This is a genomic window from Paraburkholderia sp. BR14374, assembly GCF_040948685.1.
Taxonomy (GTDB): Bacteria; Pseudomonadota; Gammaproteobacteria; order Burkholderiales; family Burkholderiaceae; genus Paraburkholderia; species Paraburkholderia youngii.
On the sequence record NZ_JBFPKF010000005.1, the window covers coordinates 516,888 to 534,229 of the forward strand.

Genomic DNA, 17,342 nt, shown 5'->3' on the forward strand with positions numbered 1-17,342 from the left:
GAATTACGGGCGGATCTCTATCAGTGGTATCGAGCCCCAGTCGACCAGCAGATCGCCGAGCGCTCCATTGCGGTCCATGATCTGCTTCTTCATCTGGTCGACATCGAAGCGCACAGGCACATCGAACTGCCCGATCCATGTGAGCGTGGGCGAGCCTGTCGGTGGCGGCGTGATCGTCATCAGCCCCGTGGTCGTGTCCAGCGTGACGCCGGTCGTGAGGGGCACGCCGGATTTGAAAATCTGCACGCTGCCCGCAACTGGTTTCTGGATCAGCCGCAATTCCGTGAGCGCGCCGTTCGCATACAGCTTCGTCATCTGGTAGACGCCACTCGTTGCGGTCGCAACCAGTGCGCCGACGCCACCGTCCGTGAAGTCGGTCCAGTCCTTGATGCGAAAGCCGTACGCACGGCCCTTGACCGTTCGGAAGAACGCATCAAGTGTTGCGGTGTCGGCGGCGTTCATCGCCCGGCGTCCGACCTCGAACTGGATGCGCGCCTGCGTCCAGGCCGGAATGCGCGCGTCGCGCCCGCTGTAGACCTGATTGACGACGGTCAGGTACGTGGGGCCCACCGTGGCACCGAAAGCAATGTTGTCCGGAAAGCGGGGAGATTCGAGAAACGTGGTCATCTATGGGAGATTCAACCGTTGCGGGCCATCGCGATGTTCGCCTGCCGCATGATGGCCTGCGCCTGTTGTTGCGCGGTCTGACGCGTGGTGCCTGGCGGCACCGCGATGTTAAGGTTGAACGTGTGGCCACTGCGCGAGGGACCAGACGAACCACCCGGCGTAACCGTACCGCCCTGATTGCCCATCATCAGGAACGTGCGGTTTGCGACGGTCAGCAGCTCCGGGCCTTTCTCGTTGACCTCGTAGAGGCCACCGGGCGACGTATCGCCGCCGGAGGCCATATGAAACGGGTAGGTCAGCAGGCTTCCGATATCATCTGCTCCGACACTGAAATCCGGCGTCAATCCCATCAGGCCCGAGGGCATGACATCGGTCGAGAACGACATCGCACTGCCGCCCGTCAGCCCGAGCAGTCCCATGCCCCAGCTGAATAGCTGACCCAGCCACCCGCCCGAACCACTTCCGGAACCGGAGCCCGAACCAATTCCGAACAACTGGTTCGTCAGATCCTGCGCAATGATCCGCGTGATGGCCTGCTCAATGCTGTTGGCCATATCGAGGAATTCCTGCCGCAGCGTCTTTGTCCGGGTGATCGTGTTATCGAGCATATTTGCGAACGAGTTGGCGAAGACGTCGGTGATCGACTTGCCGAGCACGTTGCTCGATGCAGACAGTTGCTGGACTTGCAGGCCGAATTGCTGCGCCTGAAGATCAAGTTGTGGAAGGCCCGAGTTTGAGGCGATGCCCTGCATCTGCTGCTGGATCTGTGCGAGCTGCTGCGCGGCCTGTTGGCGTAGCTGGCCGAGTTCGATCATGCCGGCCACAGCACCTTTCTCTCCGGTTTCCTGTGCGAGGGCCAGCTCCTTCTCCGCGAGCGTGAGCCGCTGGGTGATCTGCTCGGCTTCCTGTTTCAGCGAATTCATCTGCGCCTGGGCGACCGCTGCGTTGCGCGCTTGCGCGAGCGTGGCAAGCGTGTCGGTATCGCCGGCAAGCGTGGCTTGCCGCTGCAGATGACCATGCTCACGATCGAAGTCGGCACCCGCCGTCCGCCCCGGATCACGTTCGAGCTTGCCGAGTTCCGAGTTCAGCTTCTCAACCTCGTCCCGGTATTTACGCGTATCCTCGGTCTGCCTCTCGGTCAGTTCTGACAATCGCTCCGACGACTGCAGGAGCGCCTGCTGTTCGTCGTTGCGCAGCGCGTTTGCCCGGTTCGTCAGCGTGACGCGGGTCCGTGCATCGACCACACGCTTTGCCGCGCTCTCGACGATCGCGATCTGCTGGTCATAGAGCGTACGGATCTGAGCGTTGTACTGCTCGATCGCCGCTTTCGACTGGTCGTAGTACGCCTGCGCGCTGAGGTGGTCATCGCGGTACGCGAGTTCCAGCTGTTTCTGCCTATTCTGCAGCAGCCGGGCCTGCGCGGTGATCTGTTCCTGAAGCGGCTGGGTTTGTGCATCGAGATTGGCCTTGTCCAACCCTGCGCCACCGGTGCCGTGGCTGTATTCCTTGCGAATACGCTCCTGCATCGCGGCGATGTCGGTGGGCGAGGCCCTGGCCTGCTGGCCGACACGAGCGGCTTCGTCGAGTTCTTCCTTCAGGCGTTCCGCGCCGACCTTGTGCGCCTTCGCGAGCTCGTCCCAGCGCGTCTTCGCCGCGACGACCATCTCATCGGTGTGCGCCTTGTAGGCCGCCAGTGACGCCGCATCCTGCTGGCGACGCGCGAGTGATGTGGCCGCCGACTGTTGGCGAGTCAGGTCGTCGTAACTCCCGCCCGCTTCAAGCCCGCCGAGTCCCTCGCCAACGCCAAGTGCATAGGATGTGTCGGTCTGCCCCGAGCGCTTCGCAGCGAGCGTGCGATTGATGCGCGCCGCCGTTTCCGCTGCCGTTTCGGCGCGACCGACTGACATCAGCGCGTCGGCGGCATCGCTGATCGCGGATTTCACCCCGCGCCAGGCGCGCTCGATATACCCGAGGTTCTCCGTCGCGGCACTGCGAAGGTGCTGGTAGAGTGCGGTCGAAGCAACCTCCATCGCCTTTTCCTGCTGGCCGGCCTGCTCGAGCGCCTTGACGTGATCGTACAGCGCGCCGTCGACGAAGTGATACTGCTTGTTCGCCTCGAGTGCCCATTTCAGGACGCCGTCTGACATTCCGGAGAACTGACGGACAATCTCTTGCGCGCTCAGGCCAGTCATGACCTGCAGCCGGTTGGCAGCCAGTGCCACGGACTCAAGGGCGCCGGAACTGACGCGCCCCGATGAAATCAGTGCCTGCGTGACCTCGCGCGCATTGCCAATTGTGGCGCCAGTGGCATCGGCCACGCTGCGCGACAGCCGGTTATAGCTCGCCTCGGTTTGGCCCGCGTAGTTGCTGGTCAGCATGATCGAGTGCGCAAACGCGGCCGACTCCATCGCGCCCTTGATCGCCATGGCTGCGAAACCGGCGACAGCAGCGGCCAGACCCGCAATCGCGAGGCCGGCTGGCGAGGCGAGCTTCGACATGATGTCGATGCGCTCGCCCAGCACCATCAGTGAACCCGCCGCGCGCTTGAAGTTGCCGGTCGCCAGTTCGTGAGCGAGCACCAACATCTCGCGGCGTGCGCCGACCGACGCGTGACCAACCCGGTCGATGCTGGCTGCGGCTTCTTCAGCGCCCTGTACGCGCTGGATCGCACGCCCAGCGGTGGCGAGGCCCTGGATGTTGTCGGAGGTACGGGAGGCGGCCGCATCGATGCGGCGCATCGCAGACTCGACGATCTGCTGCAGGCGCCCCATGTCTTCCTGCGTGCGAGCGACATTGCCCTGCAGTTCGAGAACGAGGGAGCCGAGCGACATGGTTAAAGACTACTCGCGGTTGAATACCAGTTTCAGGATCGTGGCGGACTGCTTCTCGGGGTCTTCGAAGAAGATCGGTTTCTCCTCGGCGCGGGGCAGGTAGGGCATGAAATCGCTCGCCCGGTAGGGTTTGGGCAGGATCCGGTTGCCGTGATTGCCGACGGCAGCGGCGATGATGCCGGCGCGCAGGTCGGAGCGGGCTTCGCCGATGGCCTCAAGGCGCTCGAAAGCCATCCATTCGGTCAGTTCACTGCTGTCGAGATTGGCCAGCAGTTGCCGAACTGTCATGCCGAGGGCTGCGGCGAGCCGGAAGCAGAAGCGTCGGGCTGGCCGCTCAACGAGTTTTTTTCCGCGTCCGCCACGGCGTCCTTCGACAGGCCGTTGATGCGCTGCGCGGCGACGAACAGGCGCTCGATCACGGCGGCGTTCTTGCTTGCGAGCGCAGGCAGGTCGTCCAAAGTGAAGAGCGGTGTGCCGGTTTCATCGACCGCCGTGAAGATCACGAGCTTCGCGCGCATGTTCTCGGTATCGATCGTGTACCGACCCGAGTCATCCTTCGTCATGAGGCTGGTTTCATAGGCGTCGCGTTGCGTGCCCGTCATCGAACGAATGATGACGGCGCCGCCCCATTCGGATACGTCGACGGTGACGGTTGCGAGGTCATTGGCGGCAAGGATGGCCGCACGGTTCAGGATCGTGGACATGGCAATTCCGTGGTGAGGTGACAGAAAGCAACCGGAGATCATGCAATCGTGATCGGCCCGGTGATGATCAGATTGACAGTGGCTGTCAGCAGCTTGTCCACACCGCCATCCCAGGGGAACGATTCGACGAATGCGGTGAAGGTCGCGGTGTGGCCGTTGGGCAGCGTGAGCCGGTAATTCGCGAGCGCGCTGCTCGCCTTGAGCGTCTGTAGTGCAAGCTGGCCAGCATCGGCGAGGTCGATATCGACGTCAAAGCTGAAGTTGCCCGGATCCTGCAGACCCGCGCGGTATTCCTTTGCGAGCGACGCCAGGTTCGTTGCGTCGAGCTTCGAGGTCTTGCCGTCAAATCCCTTGATGGTCTTGAAGTTGCCGATCGGCGTCCAGGCAACGGGTGCGGCCGTGCCCCCTGAGGTCCACGATGCTCCGCCCGTCGAGTTGTAGTTGACGGCGAACGTATTCGGCGTCACGTTGGTCACGACGAGTGACTGGCCGTTGAGACCCGTCTCGCCGCCGACGCCGGCGAACGACACCACGTCGCCGTTCGTGAAACCGTGCGCGGTCGCCTCAATGATGGTGGGGTAGCCGAGAATGATTCCGGTGATACTGACGGCGGCGCCGGTGCCGCCCGACACGGCAAACGACGAGCCCTGCGACGAAATGGCAGTCGAGGTCATGGATGTGACTCCAGAGAGAAGGAAAACAGAGGAAGCAGAAGCAGGTCAGTCGTGCCAGACGGAAAACGTCTGCACGACACGGAAAGCCTTGACGTCGGATTCGTACAGGTCCTGCTCATGCTGCAGGACGTTCTGGATGCTCCACGACTGGAACGCAGCGGCCACGGCCGAAGCGGTCGCTACGGCATCGGCATACGTGTAGCCCCAGGAGGAGATCTCGAAGAGCGTGTTGTTGATCGGTGGTGAGCCGTTGCCGGAAAGCGTGTTGCAGACCGGACTCGCGAGGCGCCGGTAGACGATGTACGGGTAGGTGTTGTCCTGCAGTTGCACCTGGGGTGAGGCTCCACCGGCGGAAAGGGGTTGCAGCAGTGCCGCGACCTGCTCCTGGATCGTGGTCATTTCACGCAGTTACTTCATCAACAGACCGAGGTTTGCCGCTTCCTTTGGAATGCGGGTCTCGAGGTAGTCGATCATGGCTTGAATCGCCTGGTCCTTCGCTAAGGCGAACGCCGGCCGCATGAACGAGCGGGGCTCGACCCAGATTGCGCCGGGTGCGGCCTTCATGGCCGTCCGATGTGCCTTCAGCGTCATGCCCTTCGGGCGCGGCGGAACATACGCGTGGCCGAACTCGAGCCACGTCCAGTAGTAGGCGTCGAGATTCGTGACCCGACCGCGCACAACCTTGACCTGGTTCTTCCGGCCGCGCCGCACGCCGACGTAGAACACCTGCAACAGATCGTTCGAGCGCTCGGGGATCTGCTTCTGGTAGATCGCGCGCCGGATGCGTCCGGGATCCTGACGCGGGTCGTCACCCTCGTAGACCGGCGCAAACACGACCGCCTGCTGGCGCAGCACGGTGGCGCCTGCATTGACCGCGCCGCGTAGCACGTTGCGACCGATATTTCGGGGCAGCTGCTCGAGCGCCTTGGCAAACTCGTCCAGCCCCTTGATGCAGCGGAGTTCAGCCATTCGTCAGTCCCTCGCTCGCGAGCAGTTCGACGGTCCGGTTAGATTCATCGATGTTCAGCGCAGCATTGATGTCGAAGATTCGGCTGGCGTAGACGATGCGGTATGTGGCTACGACGCGAGGATCAGCAAAGATCGCGTCGTACCGGAGCGTGAAACGGTGGGAGACATCCGTTGAGATCGATTGCGCGGCGGCACGCTCGCTGCCGCTCAGCGCCTCGATGTACGCATAGACCGATTTGATGGTCGTCCACATCTCGACCTGCTGACCAAAACTGTCCCGGGCCGTGCTGCGTTGCTGGACGGCCACCAGGCGGTTCAGCTGCCCCGCACGCATCTGCGTGGTCACGGCAACCTCATCATGGCAGCGACATCCGGTAGGGATCGAGCAGACCAGCCACGAACGGCAGTTCCTCGACCTTGCCCCGGTTGAGGATGGCCACTTCCTCGCGGTTCTCGTACAGCGAGCCAGTGCGCAGCAGGATCCAGTTGCGAATGCCCTCGGGCACCGGCTCCGGACCACCATAGACATAACTCGTGCCGCTGCCTGCGTCCGACAGGGTGACCGGGTTGCCGCCGGGATCCTGCAGGGCATAGAGGCCCGCGTTTGCAGCCGTCACCGTGTACGGGACCTCAACCTGTAATGGCGTCGGCAGTGCTCCGCCCGAATTGAAGAACCGGACGGTATTGCCGACGGCCCACGTGACGGGTCCACGTACCTGAATCTGCGTCGAGGGGAGACTGCCCGATATCGTGCACACCGACATGTAGCCGGCGTCATAGGTCACGGTGACCGCGCCGATCTGTGGCAGCGGGATCGCCCAGATCTTTCCGAATCCGGGCGTGATGATCGCGGGCATCAGCGCCGAGTTGACCACGTAGTCGGCCGGATCCATCGTCTGGGGCGTGCCGTTCATGTCGAGATAGTTGATCGAGACAACATCGACGAGCGGCGCGTGAGGGAGCACGATCGCAAAGGCCGGATAGTTGATCACATGCTCGAACGGCAGCGGCGTGCCAACGCCCGCCATCGGGAACCGGTCCAGCACGAGCTGATAGCGTGCGTGGAGCAGCTGCTGGCGCGTGATCGTCTCGGCGGCAATCCGCGCCGTCATCACGAGCGTGGCGATGAGCGAATCCTGCGCATCGTCGGTCACGCGCAGGTGCAGCTTTGCCTCGGCCAGATCAACGGGCTCGCCGACTGGCCGTTGCAGCAGGATCTCAGGCATCAGCTAACGCTGTCAGATGATCTGCACGACGCTCGCGTCGCCGAGATTGACCGGAATCGCAGCTGACGCATCCACCGGCGGATCGAAGCGGCCGCCGACGCCGAACAGGTACGCGGCGACAAACGACGCCGCCGTGCCGACCGTCAGCGACAGTTGGACGAACGCGTATCCGTTGTTCGTATCGACGTCGCCGCTGCGGAAGTTGATAAGCGCTTGCACGTTCGCGCCGGATGCTGCCTGAATCGTGGCAATTACCTTTCCGGGCAGATCCTTCGCGCCCGTGCCGCTCGCATCCTGTGCCTGGCGGATTTTGGCGTCGAGCGTGGCATTCGTGCCCATTGTCCCGGTGCCGATGAGGGCGAGGAACGTGTGGAAATTCTGCACCGGGATCCAGGCCGTGGCGACCGTGCCGGCAGGCTGATTAGCGGGATCCACCGAGGTCAGCAGCGCTTCAAAATCAGTCGGTTTCAGATTGGGCAACATGATCGGGTCCTCGAGAGATTAGCGAGCAGCCAACTGAATGAACGGCGACAGATTGTTCGTCCCATTCGCGGGCTTGATCGGATTGACGATGGTCGGCTGACCGTCCAGACGAAACACCGTGCGAAACGCCATCGCATCCGCGTCGAAATAGAGGTGCATCGACGTCGCCGTCTCGATGCCCGAGGCCTTCTTGATGGTGCGGTAGTACGACATGTCGAGCAGGATCACGTCTCCCTGCGACGAGAAGCTCTTCGCGTGCTGCGAGACGAAAACCGGACGGCCGAGCAGCATCCCGTAGGGCGATTCCTGGGCACCGGCCGAGATTGGCAGGTATATCGGGTAGTTGCCGAGCGTGAGCGTGAAGAGCGCGGGCAGTACATCGTTGTTCACCAGCCAGATCGCGCGACCGAACGAGCCCGGCGGCAAACGCGATATCATCTTCGAGAGGTTCGAGATGGTCAGCGTTTGCGTGGCCTGACCCGAGTCCTTCGAAACCACGATCGCCGCATTGCCCTGTAGTGCGCCGATCGGCATCCCGTTGCCGGCGCCGAACAGCAGCGAATCGTTGGTCTTCCAGCGGATCGAGTCGCCGATCTTGCGGTTCAGATACTGGCCGAGGGCTGGGCCGTCCGCGATGAGTTCATCGGTCAGCGGCACGAGCGCCATCATCTTGTGCAGGAACTGCGTCGTGGCCGACAGCTTGGGCTTGGTCGCCGTGCCGGTGTTGGCCTCGGCCTGCCAGTACGCGCGGATCCCGTCGGTACCCCATGGTGTGGTCTCATCTTTCGGGAACACCATCGAGTTACCCTCGATGTCGTAGTCGTCGGTGTACGGCAGCAGAGCATCCTCGCCCAGCGACAGCGTAAAGATGTCGCGCGAAAACTCTGGCGGAATCAGAAAGCCGCCATCCGGCCCCGAGCCTTCGCCGCCGTAGGTGGTCGGTGCGACCGCGCCAATGCCGCCGAACCGAAGCCGGTCGTCGGCGCGCATCGGGTTGACGGTGGCCATATGCACCGAGCGGGCGAACTCGCCGAGCGTCTGGAAGCCGCGCTTCGGATCCTGCTCGACGTTCTCTGACACGCTGATGCGTGCCCCCTCGGGAATCGTCACACCTGCGGTGCGTTCGGCCTCGATCAGCGCTTCCTCGCGCTCGATCTGGCGCTGCGTGGACTGGATCGATGCCATCAGCGTGTCGTACTGCGTCGCTTCGGCTTCGTTCAGGTCACGATCTTCGGCGTGGGCGGCGTCGACCAGCTTGCGCGCGTCGGCCACCAGTGCAGCCTTGCGCTGCTGCAGGGTGCGGAGGGTTTTGCTCATAACAGGCTCCAGAAATGAAAAAACCTCACTGCAATGAGAGTTGCAGCGAGGTCGAGAGATGAGACGGGTTGGGATTACGTGCCGATCAGATCGAGGAGACGCCGACGGCACGCGATGCGTCCCGTGCCTTCGGTGACTGCGGGCTGGGCCTGAGGAGCAGCCGGAAAATCGGCTGCCTTTGCCTTCGCAGACTGGCGTAGGTTTTTTGACATGCGCCGGATCACGTCATCGAAGGTGGCAATGTCATCGACCATGCCCGCGTCTTTTGCGGCCTGTGCGCCGAGCACGCGCCCCTGACCCATGCCATCGCGCACAGTTGCAACCGGTACGCCACGATTGCGGGCTACGGCCTTCGTGAATGCGCCGTAGTAATCGTCGACCCGGCTTTGCATGAACGCCTGCGCATCGGCGGAAAGCGGACCGTACGGGTTGCCTTCGGTCTTGTATTTGCCAGCGGAGATGAGCGTGGTGGTGACGCCGGAATCTGCCAGCGCCTTTGACCAGTCCTCGTGCGCCGACCACACGCCAATCGATCCAACCTCGCCGCCAGGCGTTACATAGAACTCGCTCGCGGCACTCCCGAGCCAGTACGCGGCACTTGCGGCGAGACTGTTCGCGATTGCGACAACCGGCTTCTGCCCACGTGCCTGGTAGATCTCGTCGGCCAGTTCCTGCACGCCGTAGACGCTGCCACCTGGCGAATCGACATCGATCAGGATCGCGTCGATAGAGTCATCCGCGAGCGTCGAGCGCAGGGTCTGCACGAATAGCTGCGTGCTCATCGAACCAGGGCCGGAGATGTCTTCTGCCATGTTTCCGCGCTGCGTAACGACGCCGTACATCGGGAGCACGGCGATCGAGCCGTTGCCTGCTCGTGCGCTTGTGCCACGCCGTGCCGCCACGGTAGCGGCATCAGCCCGGACCTGTGCCATCGTGTCGGCATCGGCGACGCCGCCGAGCGACCAGCGCGCGATGACGCCGGCAAACGCCGACAGCCGTTCGGGCATGACGGCCCATGGCGTCGAGAGAAATTCAGAGATGAGGAGCGCATGCTTCATTCGTTATTCCCGCCATCGTCGGATTCATCGTCTGGGTCATCGTCATGTTCGCCGGGAGATGACTGCGCCGGGGACTGTGAAACACCCACAGCATCCGGATCGCTGGCATCGCTTTCCTCGACCATATTGAGCGGTCGAAGCGGCTCGTCGAGCCCGTCGAGCGGATCAAGCGATTCCATGCGGCGTGCCTCGTTACGCGTCAGCCAGCCATCTAGAATCCCGTTGTGGTAGTACATGGCCCGCGCCTGCGCATCGCCGCGCAGCAGTGCCGTGACCGGGAACTCGACGTTGAGACCCTCGTCCTCGCCGAGGAAGTAGTAGCGGATCGCTTCTTCCCAGCGCACGAGCCACGGACGCAGGGTGTGGATTACGAACTCAAGCGACTGCTGCTCGATGTTCGAAAAGGTTGCCTTGTCCAGGTCGCCGATCATGTGCGGCGGGATGCGGAAGAGGCGCGCGATCTCGGAGACGGAGAATTTGCGCGTTTCGATGAACTGGATGTCCTCGTTCTTGAGGCCGAGTTCGTGGTACTTCATGCCGAACTCGAGGATGGCCGTCTTGTGCCGGTTGCGGCCGGTCTGCTGCCGCTGCCATGCCTCGCGGAATTCACGGCGCTTCTCGTCGGACGGGAACGCATTCGGCATCTCGATCCAGCCACCCGGCGTCGCGTCGTTCATGAAAAAACGCATACCGTAGTCCTGCGCGGCGAGTCCACCGGCAACTGCCTCGCGTGCGGCCGTAATCGGGTTGTAGCCGACGATGCCGTCCGGCGACAGGCCGCGCAGGTGGAACACTTCGCTTCGTGCGAGCACGATCTCGCTGCCGTCACGGCGCGAATACCGGTAGCGCCACTGCGTATCGGACAGCAGTTCGATCGTCACACGATCCGGATGCAGCGGCAGCAGGTCTGTTACTTCGCCCCGGCTGTTCGAGACGATCTGCGCGAATGCATTGCCGCGCAGTGTGCAGTGTCCCTGCAGCATCTCCCGGAATTCCAGCGGATTCTGGAAATCATTGGGCCTTACGGCGAGCAGCCGGTAAAGCCAGTGGTTGCGCAACGGCGTCTTCCGTCCATCATGTCGCTCGCGGTACAGCATGAACGGCAGTGTTGAGACGGATTCGGCGAGCACACGCACGCAGGCGAATACGGCCGTGAGCCGCATTGCCGCATCGGCGTTGACCGAGTGCGGCGTGCCCCGAAACGGCACCGGCGAGAACCAGAAATCGCCCCACGGAGACCGGTCACCGGTGTCCGCGTTCAGGCGCATCGATAGCAGCACGGATCAGTTCCTCGCGATAAGTGCGCCGAACACCGTGAACGCGAGCACAAGCGTGCCAACCGCTACCAGCGCCGCCGGAATGCTGATAAGCGCCAGGCCCGAGCCGATCAGGGCAATACCGGTCAGCAGGGAAGCGTTGTAGGTCAGCGGGCTCATACGATCATCAAGGTGTAGTCGTCGGGCATCTTCGGGGTGCCGTCACCGACGAGCGCGCGCGATAGCGCCATGATCAGCGCGACAATGCCGTCGATCTTGTTCTCCGGACGCTCCTTGCGCGGGTAGATGTTGTCCTTTGCGTCGAGGTGAGCGACCACGTTGCTCGCCATCCAGCTCAATACCGGATCGCCGTCGTGGACGAGCTTGCCCTGTAGCACGAGTGCTTCCAGTGCCTTCATCGGCTCGGAGAAATTCAGCACGGTGGGGCGCACCTCGATCATCGGCAGACCCTCAGCCAGCATTCGCGTGGACAGTTGCGTCGCCTGGAACGGGTCGAATGCCACGCCCTGTACCTGAAAGCGGCTCGACATTTCGATCAGGTCGGCCTCGATCCAGCCGAAATCGATCACGTTGCCGGGCGTGACGGTGAGCCGGCCATTACGCATCCAGCCCGCGTACTGGCTGTTGCTGGTCGCCATCACGGTGTCCTCGGGCAGGTAGTAACGACCGAAGATGGTGTATCCGCCTTCGATCTCCGGATGCGTGAACAACAACATTAGCGCGGCGATATCCGTCTTGCTCGCGAGGTCGAGTCCGATCCAGCAGGGCTGTCCGGCAAACGTATCGAGATCGAGTGCAGCATCGGAACATCGGTCCCACGCCCGCATATCCATCCACGCGGTGTCGGCGTTGACCCACTCGTTGAGGTGCTTGGTCTTGAAGTTGTTGACCGCGCTCGGCAATTGCATGGCCTTGGCCTGCAGCGGCACCAGCACCTCGGGCTGGACCGAAATGCCCCAGTTCGGATTCGCCTTGATCAGCGCTTCCTCGGTCGTCCAGTCGTCGCCGTCGTCGAGGCCGTACACGATGCCGAACTGGCTGTCGTCTTCGAACACGCCCTCGAGCAGCTTCGTGACGAAGGTGCGGATCTCGTAGCAGATGCCGGCACGGTTGCTGCCCGCCGTCGTGATCACCCACAGCAGCGAGTTGTTCCGTTTTCCGGTTCCCGTTTCGACCACGTCATAGACGGTGCGCGTCTTATGCGCGTGCAGTTCATCGACGCAGCCGAAGTGGATGTTCAGGCCGTCGAGCGTGGAACCCTCGGCGGAAAGCGCTTCGAACTTGGAGCCGGACGCCAGCACATTCATGTTGTGCGCACCGACGGCGACACCAAAGCGCGAACGGAACCCGGCGCTTCGCCGGGCCATCGTCTGTGCGTCGCCAAACACGATGCGCGCCTGGTCGCGTGTCGTCGCCAGCGAATACACCTCTGCGCCGCCTTCGCCGTCGGCCGCGAGCATGTACAGGCCCACTGCGGACGACAGCGTCGATTTGGCGTTGCCGCGCGGCACTTCAATGTATGAGCGCCGGAAACGCCTCCGACCGTCGGCATGCACCCAGCCGAACACGGTGGTCACGATGAACACCTGCCACGGCTCCAGTGTGATTGGCTCACCGGCGAGCGGCCCCTTGACGTGAGGCAGCCGCTCGATGAACGCGCACAGGTTATCTGCGGGCGCAAACGGTTTGCCGGACTTGTCGGCGAGCTTCGGATTGAACCGATAGGGACTGCTCTTACCCTTGAAGCGAGCCAGATCATTCAGTTGCCGCTGGCAGGCGAGCTTGACCCAGCGGCACGCGGGGACGTTGCCCGCTACGACGGCCTCGGCATACCGTCGGGCAGTCATCGCGTAGCTTGACGTTGCCATCAGCCGGCGATCTCCGACCACGGATCGTGCGCGCTCGTCGGCTCCTGTGCAATCTGTACCCGCGAGCGCGAAGCAGGGGTGAAGCCCATTTCTGATTCGTAGCTTTTCATCTCGAGCGCGAGATCGCGAATCACGTCCATCAGCGGCGAGCGACGCAGGATGCCGCTCGGCGTCTTGATGATCATGCCGGCCACGCCAGCGCGATTGATCTTGGCCAGCGCCTCCCGATAGAGGCCGGCGCAGTTGGCCCAGCGTTCCAGCACGGCGGCATCGAGCGACGAGAGCAGTCCCGGCGGCGCATTCTCGATCGCGTAGCGCCACGCTTCCTTGGCGGTATCCGACATGTACTCGGGTGGCTCACCGAGCTTCCCGGTCGGGCGCGGCTCGTGCGGATTGATCCGGCATTTCTGCAGTGTGCCTTTGACCTTCTTGACGGCAGCGGGTAGCGGCTTACGGCCGGCCATGGGGGTCGTCGAGCATCAAAAAAAGTTTTTCATTTTGCACGCGCGAAAATCCTGGCACGCGCACGATCCGGCGGCCGGAAGCGCCAGAGATCTGATCCCCCCGGGGGGGCCATCGTTGCCGCCGTGGACTGCGACAACGCCACACGTCGCGCCCGTTTGCGCGCAGGCATCTGTTTCGTTCAGCCGGGCAGTGAGGCGCGCACGGCGCAGATTTCAGAAAGTCGTCCGACAGCGGGTGCGCTGAGCCGTCTCCCTCGCGGTCTTGCGGTTATGGCACGACGTGCACAACGACTGCAGGTTGGCCCAATCGAGGCGCGCACCACCATCCTTGATCGGCACGACGTGATCCACGACACGGGCGGCGACGGTCAGACCACGCGCCGAGCAGTGCGCGCACAGCGGATGCGATCGCAGATAAGCCGAGCGACATTGCTGCCAGGCCATCGACTTGTAGAAGCCGAACTCCGCATCGAACGTGCGCCGGGCGCGGCCGTAATCGCGATGCGTCCATCCACGATGTGTGGCGCAGAAGCCGGGCGTCGCAAGCACAGCCGCGCATCCTGGGAACCGGCACGGCGTCGGCGCTCCACGTGGCATCACATCTTCCGCTTGGCTTCATGATTGAACAGCGTGTTCATGGAGTCGTTATCCATCACGAGAGGAGTACGACCATGAGCACCATCGAACTGACGCCCGCGCAACATGCGATCCTCGCCTACGCGATCAACCACACCAGCGGCAAGATCGACTGGTTTCCCGACAACATCAAGGGCGGCGCTCGCAAGAAGGTGATCGACGGCCTGTTGAACCGCGCCTTGATCACCACCGACGGAACCGACTGGTTTGTGGCTGCCGAGGGTTACGATGCGCTGGGGGTACCGCGCCCTGAACTGGTCGCGCCCGTCGATCCTGCCGACCCCGAGATGGAGACCGCAGTCGAAACTGCCGAAGCAAACCTGGGAATCAAGGCACCGCGTCGCACGCGCGAGAAGAGCAAGCAGGCGCTAGTGATCGCGATGCTGCGCCGACCGGAAGGCGCCACGATCGCGCAGATCTGCGAGGCGACCAGTTGGCAAAGCCACACGGTGCGAGGCACGCTGGCCGGCGCTCTCAAGAAGAAACTCGGACTCAACGTCACATCCGACAAGCAGGGCGAGGAACGCATCTACCGGATCGCCGACTGATGTCCCCGAAATGCCTCACTGACGCTCCTGCAAAATCTCACCGAAGCGCGCCCCATCGTGGGCGTGTGTCGCTTCAGCGCCCGTATAGTCCTGCCAGCGGCGCACGATCACGTCGACGTACTTCGGATCGAGTTCGATCAGTCGCGCGCGTCGTCCCGATTTCTCGCAGGAGATCAGCGTCGTGCCCGAGCCACCGAACGGGTCCAGCACGATGTCGCGCGTCTTACTGCTGTTACGCACCGCGCGTTCAACCAACTCGACCGGCTTCATCGTCGGATGCAGGTCGTTCTTCGTGGGCTTTCTGATCTGCCAGACATCGCCCTGATCGCGTGCGCCGCACCAGAAGTGATCGGCACCGTCGCGCCAGCCGTAGAGGATCGGCTCGTACTGACGCTGGTAGTCAGCGCGGCCGAGCGTGAAGGTGTTTTTGGCCCAGATGATGAACGTCGACCAGCGACCGCCGGCGGAACGGAATGCCGACTGCAATGAATCGAGCTCGCTCGACGACATCGCGATGTACACGGCGCCCTTGGTGACCGCGAGCAGGTTCTGGCACGCGGCTGTGAGGAAGGACTCGAAGCCGTCACCGAGATTGTCGTTCAGGATCGGGCGATTCTTGCCACGCAATTTGTCCTTCGCGGTGTTCGCGTAGTTGACGTTGTACGGCGGATCCGTGAAAGCCATGTCGGCAAGTTCGTCGCCGAGCAGGGCACGGTAGGATTCAGCCTTCGTGGCATCGCCACACAGCAGCTTGTGCTCGCCAAGCAGCCAGATATCACCGGTGCGCGACACCGGGATCTCGTCGATTTCCGGGACCGCATCTTCATCGGTCTGTCCGGCGCGATCCGGCTCGTCGCCGGCGATCAGCGCATCCCACTCGTCGGCACTGAAGCCTGTGAGTGCGGGATCGACGCCGGCATTTTTCAGCTCGGCAAGTTCGAGACCCAGCAGCTCATCGTCCCACGATGCGTTCTCGCCGATCTTGTTGTCGGCCAGGATCAGCGCGCGACGCTGGATGTCGGTCAGGTGCGTCATTGGCACCACCGGCACTTCGGTGAGTCCGAGCTTGCGCGCCGCGAGCAGACGACCGTGGCCGGCGATGACGTTGTTCTGGCCATCGACCAGGATCGGCGCACCCCAGCCAAACTCGATGATGCTCGCGGCGATCTGCGCCACCTGTGCATCGGAATGCTGCTTGGCGTTCCGCGCATACGGGATCAGCACGTCGACCGGTCGCAACTCGATCTTGACGTCCGCGACCGGGTTACGCATGGGCGACCTCGTCGAGGTTGACACGTTCAGCTTCGACCTGCTCAAAGGATCGTCCGGAACTCGCCAGCGTCACCTCGGCGTCCGGGTAGTGCTGCAGAAAGCGGCGGATCGCAACATCCACATACTCGGGTGCGATCTCGACTGCACGGCAGCGACGGCGCGTGCGTTCCGCCGCGAGCAGGGACGTGCCGGAGCCATTGAACGGCTCGAACACTACGTCGCTCGCATCGGAGAACGCCAGCATCACGTGCTCAGGCAGCGCGACGGGAAACACCGCCGGGTGATCGATGCCTTCGCCGATCGTGCCCTTGTGACGCATGATCCGGATCACGCTGTCTGGGATGCGGGTGTCCTGCGTTGGCGCGCCGGCGTGCGACCAGCCGCCGACCTCGCCATCCTTCTTGCGCATTGCGGTGGACGAACCGTCGGCACGGAGATGCGATTCCTGGCCGGCGTGCTTGCACGGTACGATCTTGTTCGGACGCCGTGCTTCGCGGTTGAAATGGAAAACGAACTCGAAGCTCGGTGCGAGGCGGCCGTTCCAGTCACCGGGCATTCCCGGCCCCTGATCCCACACATACCAGCCGAAGCGCCGCCAGCCGGATGCGTGCATCCACTGCAGCCAGCCGTCCCAGTAGGGGATAACTTCGTTGTCGCGATGGATCAGGCCGAGATTGACGAGCACCTGGCCGTCGGTGGCCAGCGGTAGCGTGGCAAACACTCCGCGCATCAAGCCGTCCCAATCGACGATCGTGTTCGTGTAGTCGCGCTGGCTGCCGTAGGGCGGGCTGGTGAAGCACAACGACGCGCGATCCTCGCCCATCAGCGTCGCGATGACCGTCGGATCGGTGGCATCACCGCAGGTGAGCCGATGCGTGCCGATCTGCCAGACATCACCAGCCCGAGTGACCGGCGTGGTCGGTGCCTCCGGCACATCGTCAGCGGCGTCGTCGCCGTCGACCAACTCGGATTCGCTGTCCCCGAGCAGCTCCGCAATCTCGCTGTCGTCGAAGCCGGTCAGATCGAGGTCGAACCCGGCCGCCTGCAGATCGGCCAGCTCGAGCGACAGCAGCTCACCATCCCAGCCCGCGCGTTCCGTGAGTTTGTTCTCCGCGAGGATGAACGCACGCTTCTGCGTCTCGGACAGGTGCGCGAGTTCGATCACGGGCACCTCGGTCATCGCAAGCTGGCGCGCAGCGAGGAGGCGACCGTGGCCAGCGATGACGCCGCGGTGCCCATCGACCAGCACCGGGTTGTTGAAGCCGAATTCCCGGATGCTCGCCGCAATCTGCGCGATCTGTTCATCGCTGTGCGTGCGCGCGTTACGGGCATACGGGATCAGCGACTCGATCGGACGATAGTCGATTTGAAGGGCCAGCATCGGGAGC

General features: G+C 63.2%; 21 protein-coding genes. 2 read left to right on the top strand and 19 right to left on the bottom strand.

Going from position 1 to position 17,342, the window contains the following annotated elements; all coding sequences use genetic code 11:
• Positions 1 to 3 precede the first annotated feature (3 nt).
• Both AB3X86_RS15530 and AB3X86_RS15535 read right to left on the bottom strand, forming a co-directional pair.
• Entirely contained in the window at positions 4 to 627 is a 624-nt protein-coding gene (locus AB3X86_RS15530; protein ID WP_368596616.1) for a DUF2460 domain-containing protein, read from the bottom strand.
• An 11-nt stretch (positions 628 to 638) separates the two neighbouring features.
• Positions 639 to 3,293 carry a phage tail length tape measure family protein gene (locus tag AB3X86_RS15535; protein ID WP_368596679.1) on the bottom strand — a complete coding sequence of 885 codons (2,655 nt, stop codon included), beginning with the start codon at positions 3,291 to 3,293 and terminating at the stop codon, positions 639 to 641.
• On the opposite strand from AB3X86_RS15535, the gene AB3X86_RS15540 reads away from it, so the two are divergent.
• Entirely contained in the window at positions 3,195 to 3,464 is a 270-nt protein-coding gene (locus AB3X86_RS15540; protein ID WP_368596682.1) for a hypothetical protein, read from the top strand. The genes AB3X86_RS15535 and AB3X86_RS15540 overlap by 99 nt on opposite strands.
• A gap of 3 nt (positions 3,465 to 3,467) precedes the next feature.
• Here the strand turns inward: AB3X86_RS15540 and AB3X86_RS15545 are convergent, their stop codons facing one another.
• From AB3X86_RS15545 to AB3X86_RS15615, 15 genes are all read right to left on the bottom strand, one after another.
• Complete coding sequence (locus AB3X86_RS15545; RefSeq protein ID WP_368596617.1) at positions 3,468 to 3,746, bottom strand: hypothetical protein; 279 nt, start codon at positions 3,744 to 3,746, stop codon at positions 3,468 to 3,470.
• Positions 3,743 to 4,162, bottom strand: a complete 420-nt coding sequence (locus AB3X86_RS15550; RefSeq protein ID WP_368596618.1) for a hypothetical protein — start codon at positions 4,160 to 4,162, stop codon at positions 3,743 to 3,745. The genes AB3X86_RS15545 and AB3X86_RS15550 overlap by 4 nt, the downstream gene beginning before the upstream one ends.
• Before the next feature lie 38 nt (positions 4,163 to 4,200).
• Entirely contained in the window at positions 4,201 to 4,836 is a 636-nt protein-coding gene (locus tag AB3X86_RS15555; RefSeq protein ID WP_368596619.1) for a phage tail tube protein, read from the bottom strand.
• Between the two features lie 45 nt (positions 4,837 to 4,881).
• Positions 4,882 to 5,235 carry a DUF3168 domain-containing protein gene (locus AB3X86_RS15560; protein WP_368596620.1) on the bottom strand — a complete coding sequence of 118 codons (354 nt, stop codon included), beginning with the start codon at positions 5,233 to 5,235 and terminating at the stop codon, positions 4,882 to 4,884.
• A 9-nt stretch (positions 5,236 to 5,244) separates the two neighbouring features.
• Positions 5,245 to 5,805 carry an HK97-gp10 family putative phage morphogenesis protein gene (locus AB3X86_RS15565; RefSeq protein WP_368596621.1) on the bottom strand — a complete coding sequence of 187 codons (561 nt, stop codon included), beginning with the start codon at positions 5,803 to 5,805 and terminating at the stop codon, positions 5,245 to 5,247.
• Entirely contained in the window at positions 5,798 to 6,151 is a 354-nt protein-coding gene (locus tag AB3X86_RS15570) for a phage head closure protein (protein WP_368596622.1), read from the bottom strand. Before AB3X86_RS15570 ends, AB3X86_RS15565 begins: the two co-directional genes overlap by 8 nt.
• 10 nt (positions 6,152 to 6,161) lie before the next feature.
• A complete protein-coding gene (locus AB3X86_RS15575) occupies positions 6,162 to 7,031 on the bottom strand; it encodes a phage head-tail connector protein (protein WP_368596623.1) in 870 nt (289 codons plus the stop codon).
• A gap of 12 nt (positions 7,032 to 7,043) precedes the next feature.
• Positions 7,044 to 7,514: a hypothetical protein gene (locus AB3X86_RS15580; protein ID WP_368596624.1), complete on the bottom strand. Its 471-nt coding sequence runs from the start codon at positions 7,512 to 7,514 to the stop codon at positions 7,044 to 7,046.
• Positions 7,515 to 7,532: 18 nt separating this feature from the next.
• A complete protein-coding gene (locus tag AB3X86_RS15585) occupies positions 7,533 to 8,831 on the bottom strand; it encodes a phage major capsid protein (RefSeq protein ID WP_368596625.1) in 1,299 nt (432 codons plus the stop codon).
• A gap of 74 nt (positions 8,832 to 8,905) precedes the next feature.
• Entirely contained in the window at positions 8,906 to 9,889 is a 984-nt protein-coding gene (locus AB3X86_RS15590) for a S49 family peptidase (protein WP_368596626.1), read from the bottom strand.
• The gene (locus tag AB3X86_RS15595) at positions 9,886 to 11,157 is read right to left on the bottom strand and encodes a phage portal protein (protein ID WP_368596680.1); all 1,272 of its coding nucleotides are present in this window, start codon (positions 11,155 to 11,157) and stop codon (positions 9,886 to 9,888) included. Before AB3X86_RS15595 ends, AB3X86_RS15590 begins: the two co-directional genes overlap by 4 nt.
• Positions 11,158 to 11,172: 15 nt before the next feature.
• Positions 11,173 to 11,325 (bottom strand): hypothetical protein, encoded by a 153-nt coding sequence (locus AB3X86_RS15600; RefSeq protein WP_368596627.1) that lies wholly within the window; start codon positions 11,323 to 11,325, stop codon positions 11,173 to 11,175.
• Complete coding sequence (locus AB3X86_RS15605; protein WP_368596628.1) at positions 11,322 to 13,034, bottom strand: terminase large subunit; 1,713 nt, start codon at positions 13,032 to 13,034, stop codon at positions 11,322 to 11,324. Before AB3X86_RS15605 ends, AB3X86_RS15600 begins: the two co-directional genes overlap by 4 nt.
• A complete protein-coding gene (locus tag AB3X86_RS15610) occupies positions 13,034 to 13,498 on the bottom strand; it encodes a phage terminase small subunit P27 family (RefSeq protein ID WP_185733376.1) in 465 nt (154 codons plus the stop codon). The genes AB3X86_RS15605 and AB3X86_RS15610 overlap by 1 nt, the downstream gene beginning before the upstream one ends.
• A gap of 213 nt (positions 13,499 to 13,711) precedes the next feature.
• The gene (locus AB3X86_RS15615; protein WP_368596629.1) at positions 13,712 to 14,047 is read right to left on the bottom strand and encodes an HNH endonuclease; all 336 of its coding nucleotides are present in this window, start codon (positions 14,045 to 14,047) and stop codon (positions 13,712 to 13,714) included.
• Positions 14,048 to 14,169: 122 nt separating this feature from the next.
• Between AB3X86_RS15615 and AB3X86_RS15620 the strand changes: the two genes are divergently transcribed.
• The gene (locus tag AB3X86_RS15620) at positions 14,170 to 14,682 is read left to right on the top strand and encodes a DUF3489 domain-containing protein (protein WP_368596630.1); all 513 of its coding nucleotides are present in this window, start codon (positions 14,170 to 14,172) and stop codon (positions 14,680 to 14,682) included.
• A 15-nt stretch (positions 14,683 to 14,697) separates the two neighbouring features.
• Here AB3X86_RS15620 and AB3X86_RS15625 read toward each other — a convergent pair whose 3' ends face one another.
• The gene (locus AB3X86_RS15625) at positions 14,698 to 15,954 is read right to left on the bottom strand and encodes a site-specific DNA-methyltransferase (RefSeq protein ID WP_368596631.1); all 1,257 of its coding nucleotides are present in this window, start codon (positions 15,952 to 15,954) and stop codon (positions 14,698 to 14,700) included.
• Complete coding sequence (locus tag AB3X86_RS15630) at positions 15,947 to 17,335, bottom strand: site-specific DNA-methyltransferase (protein ID WP_368596632.1); 1,389 nt, start codon at positions 17,333 to 17,335, stop codon at positions 15,947 to 15,949. The genes AB3X86_RS15625 and AB3X86_RS15630 overlap by 8 nt, the downstream gene beginning before the upstream one ends.
• Positions 17,336 to 17,342 lie beyond the last annotated feature (7 nt).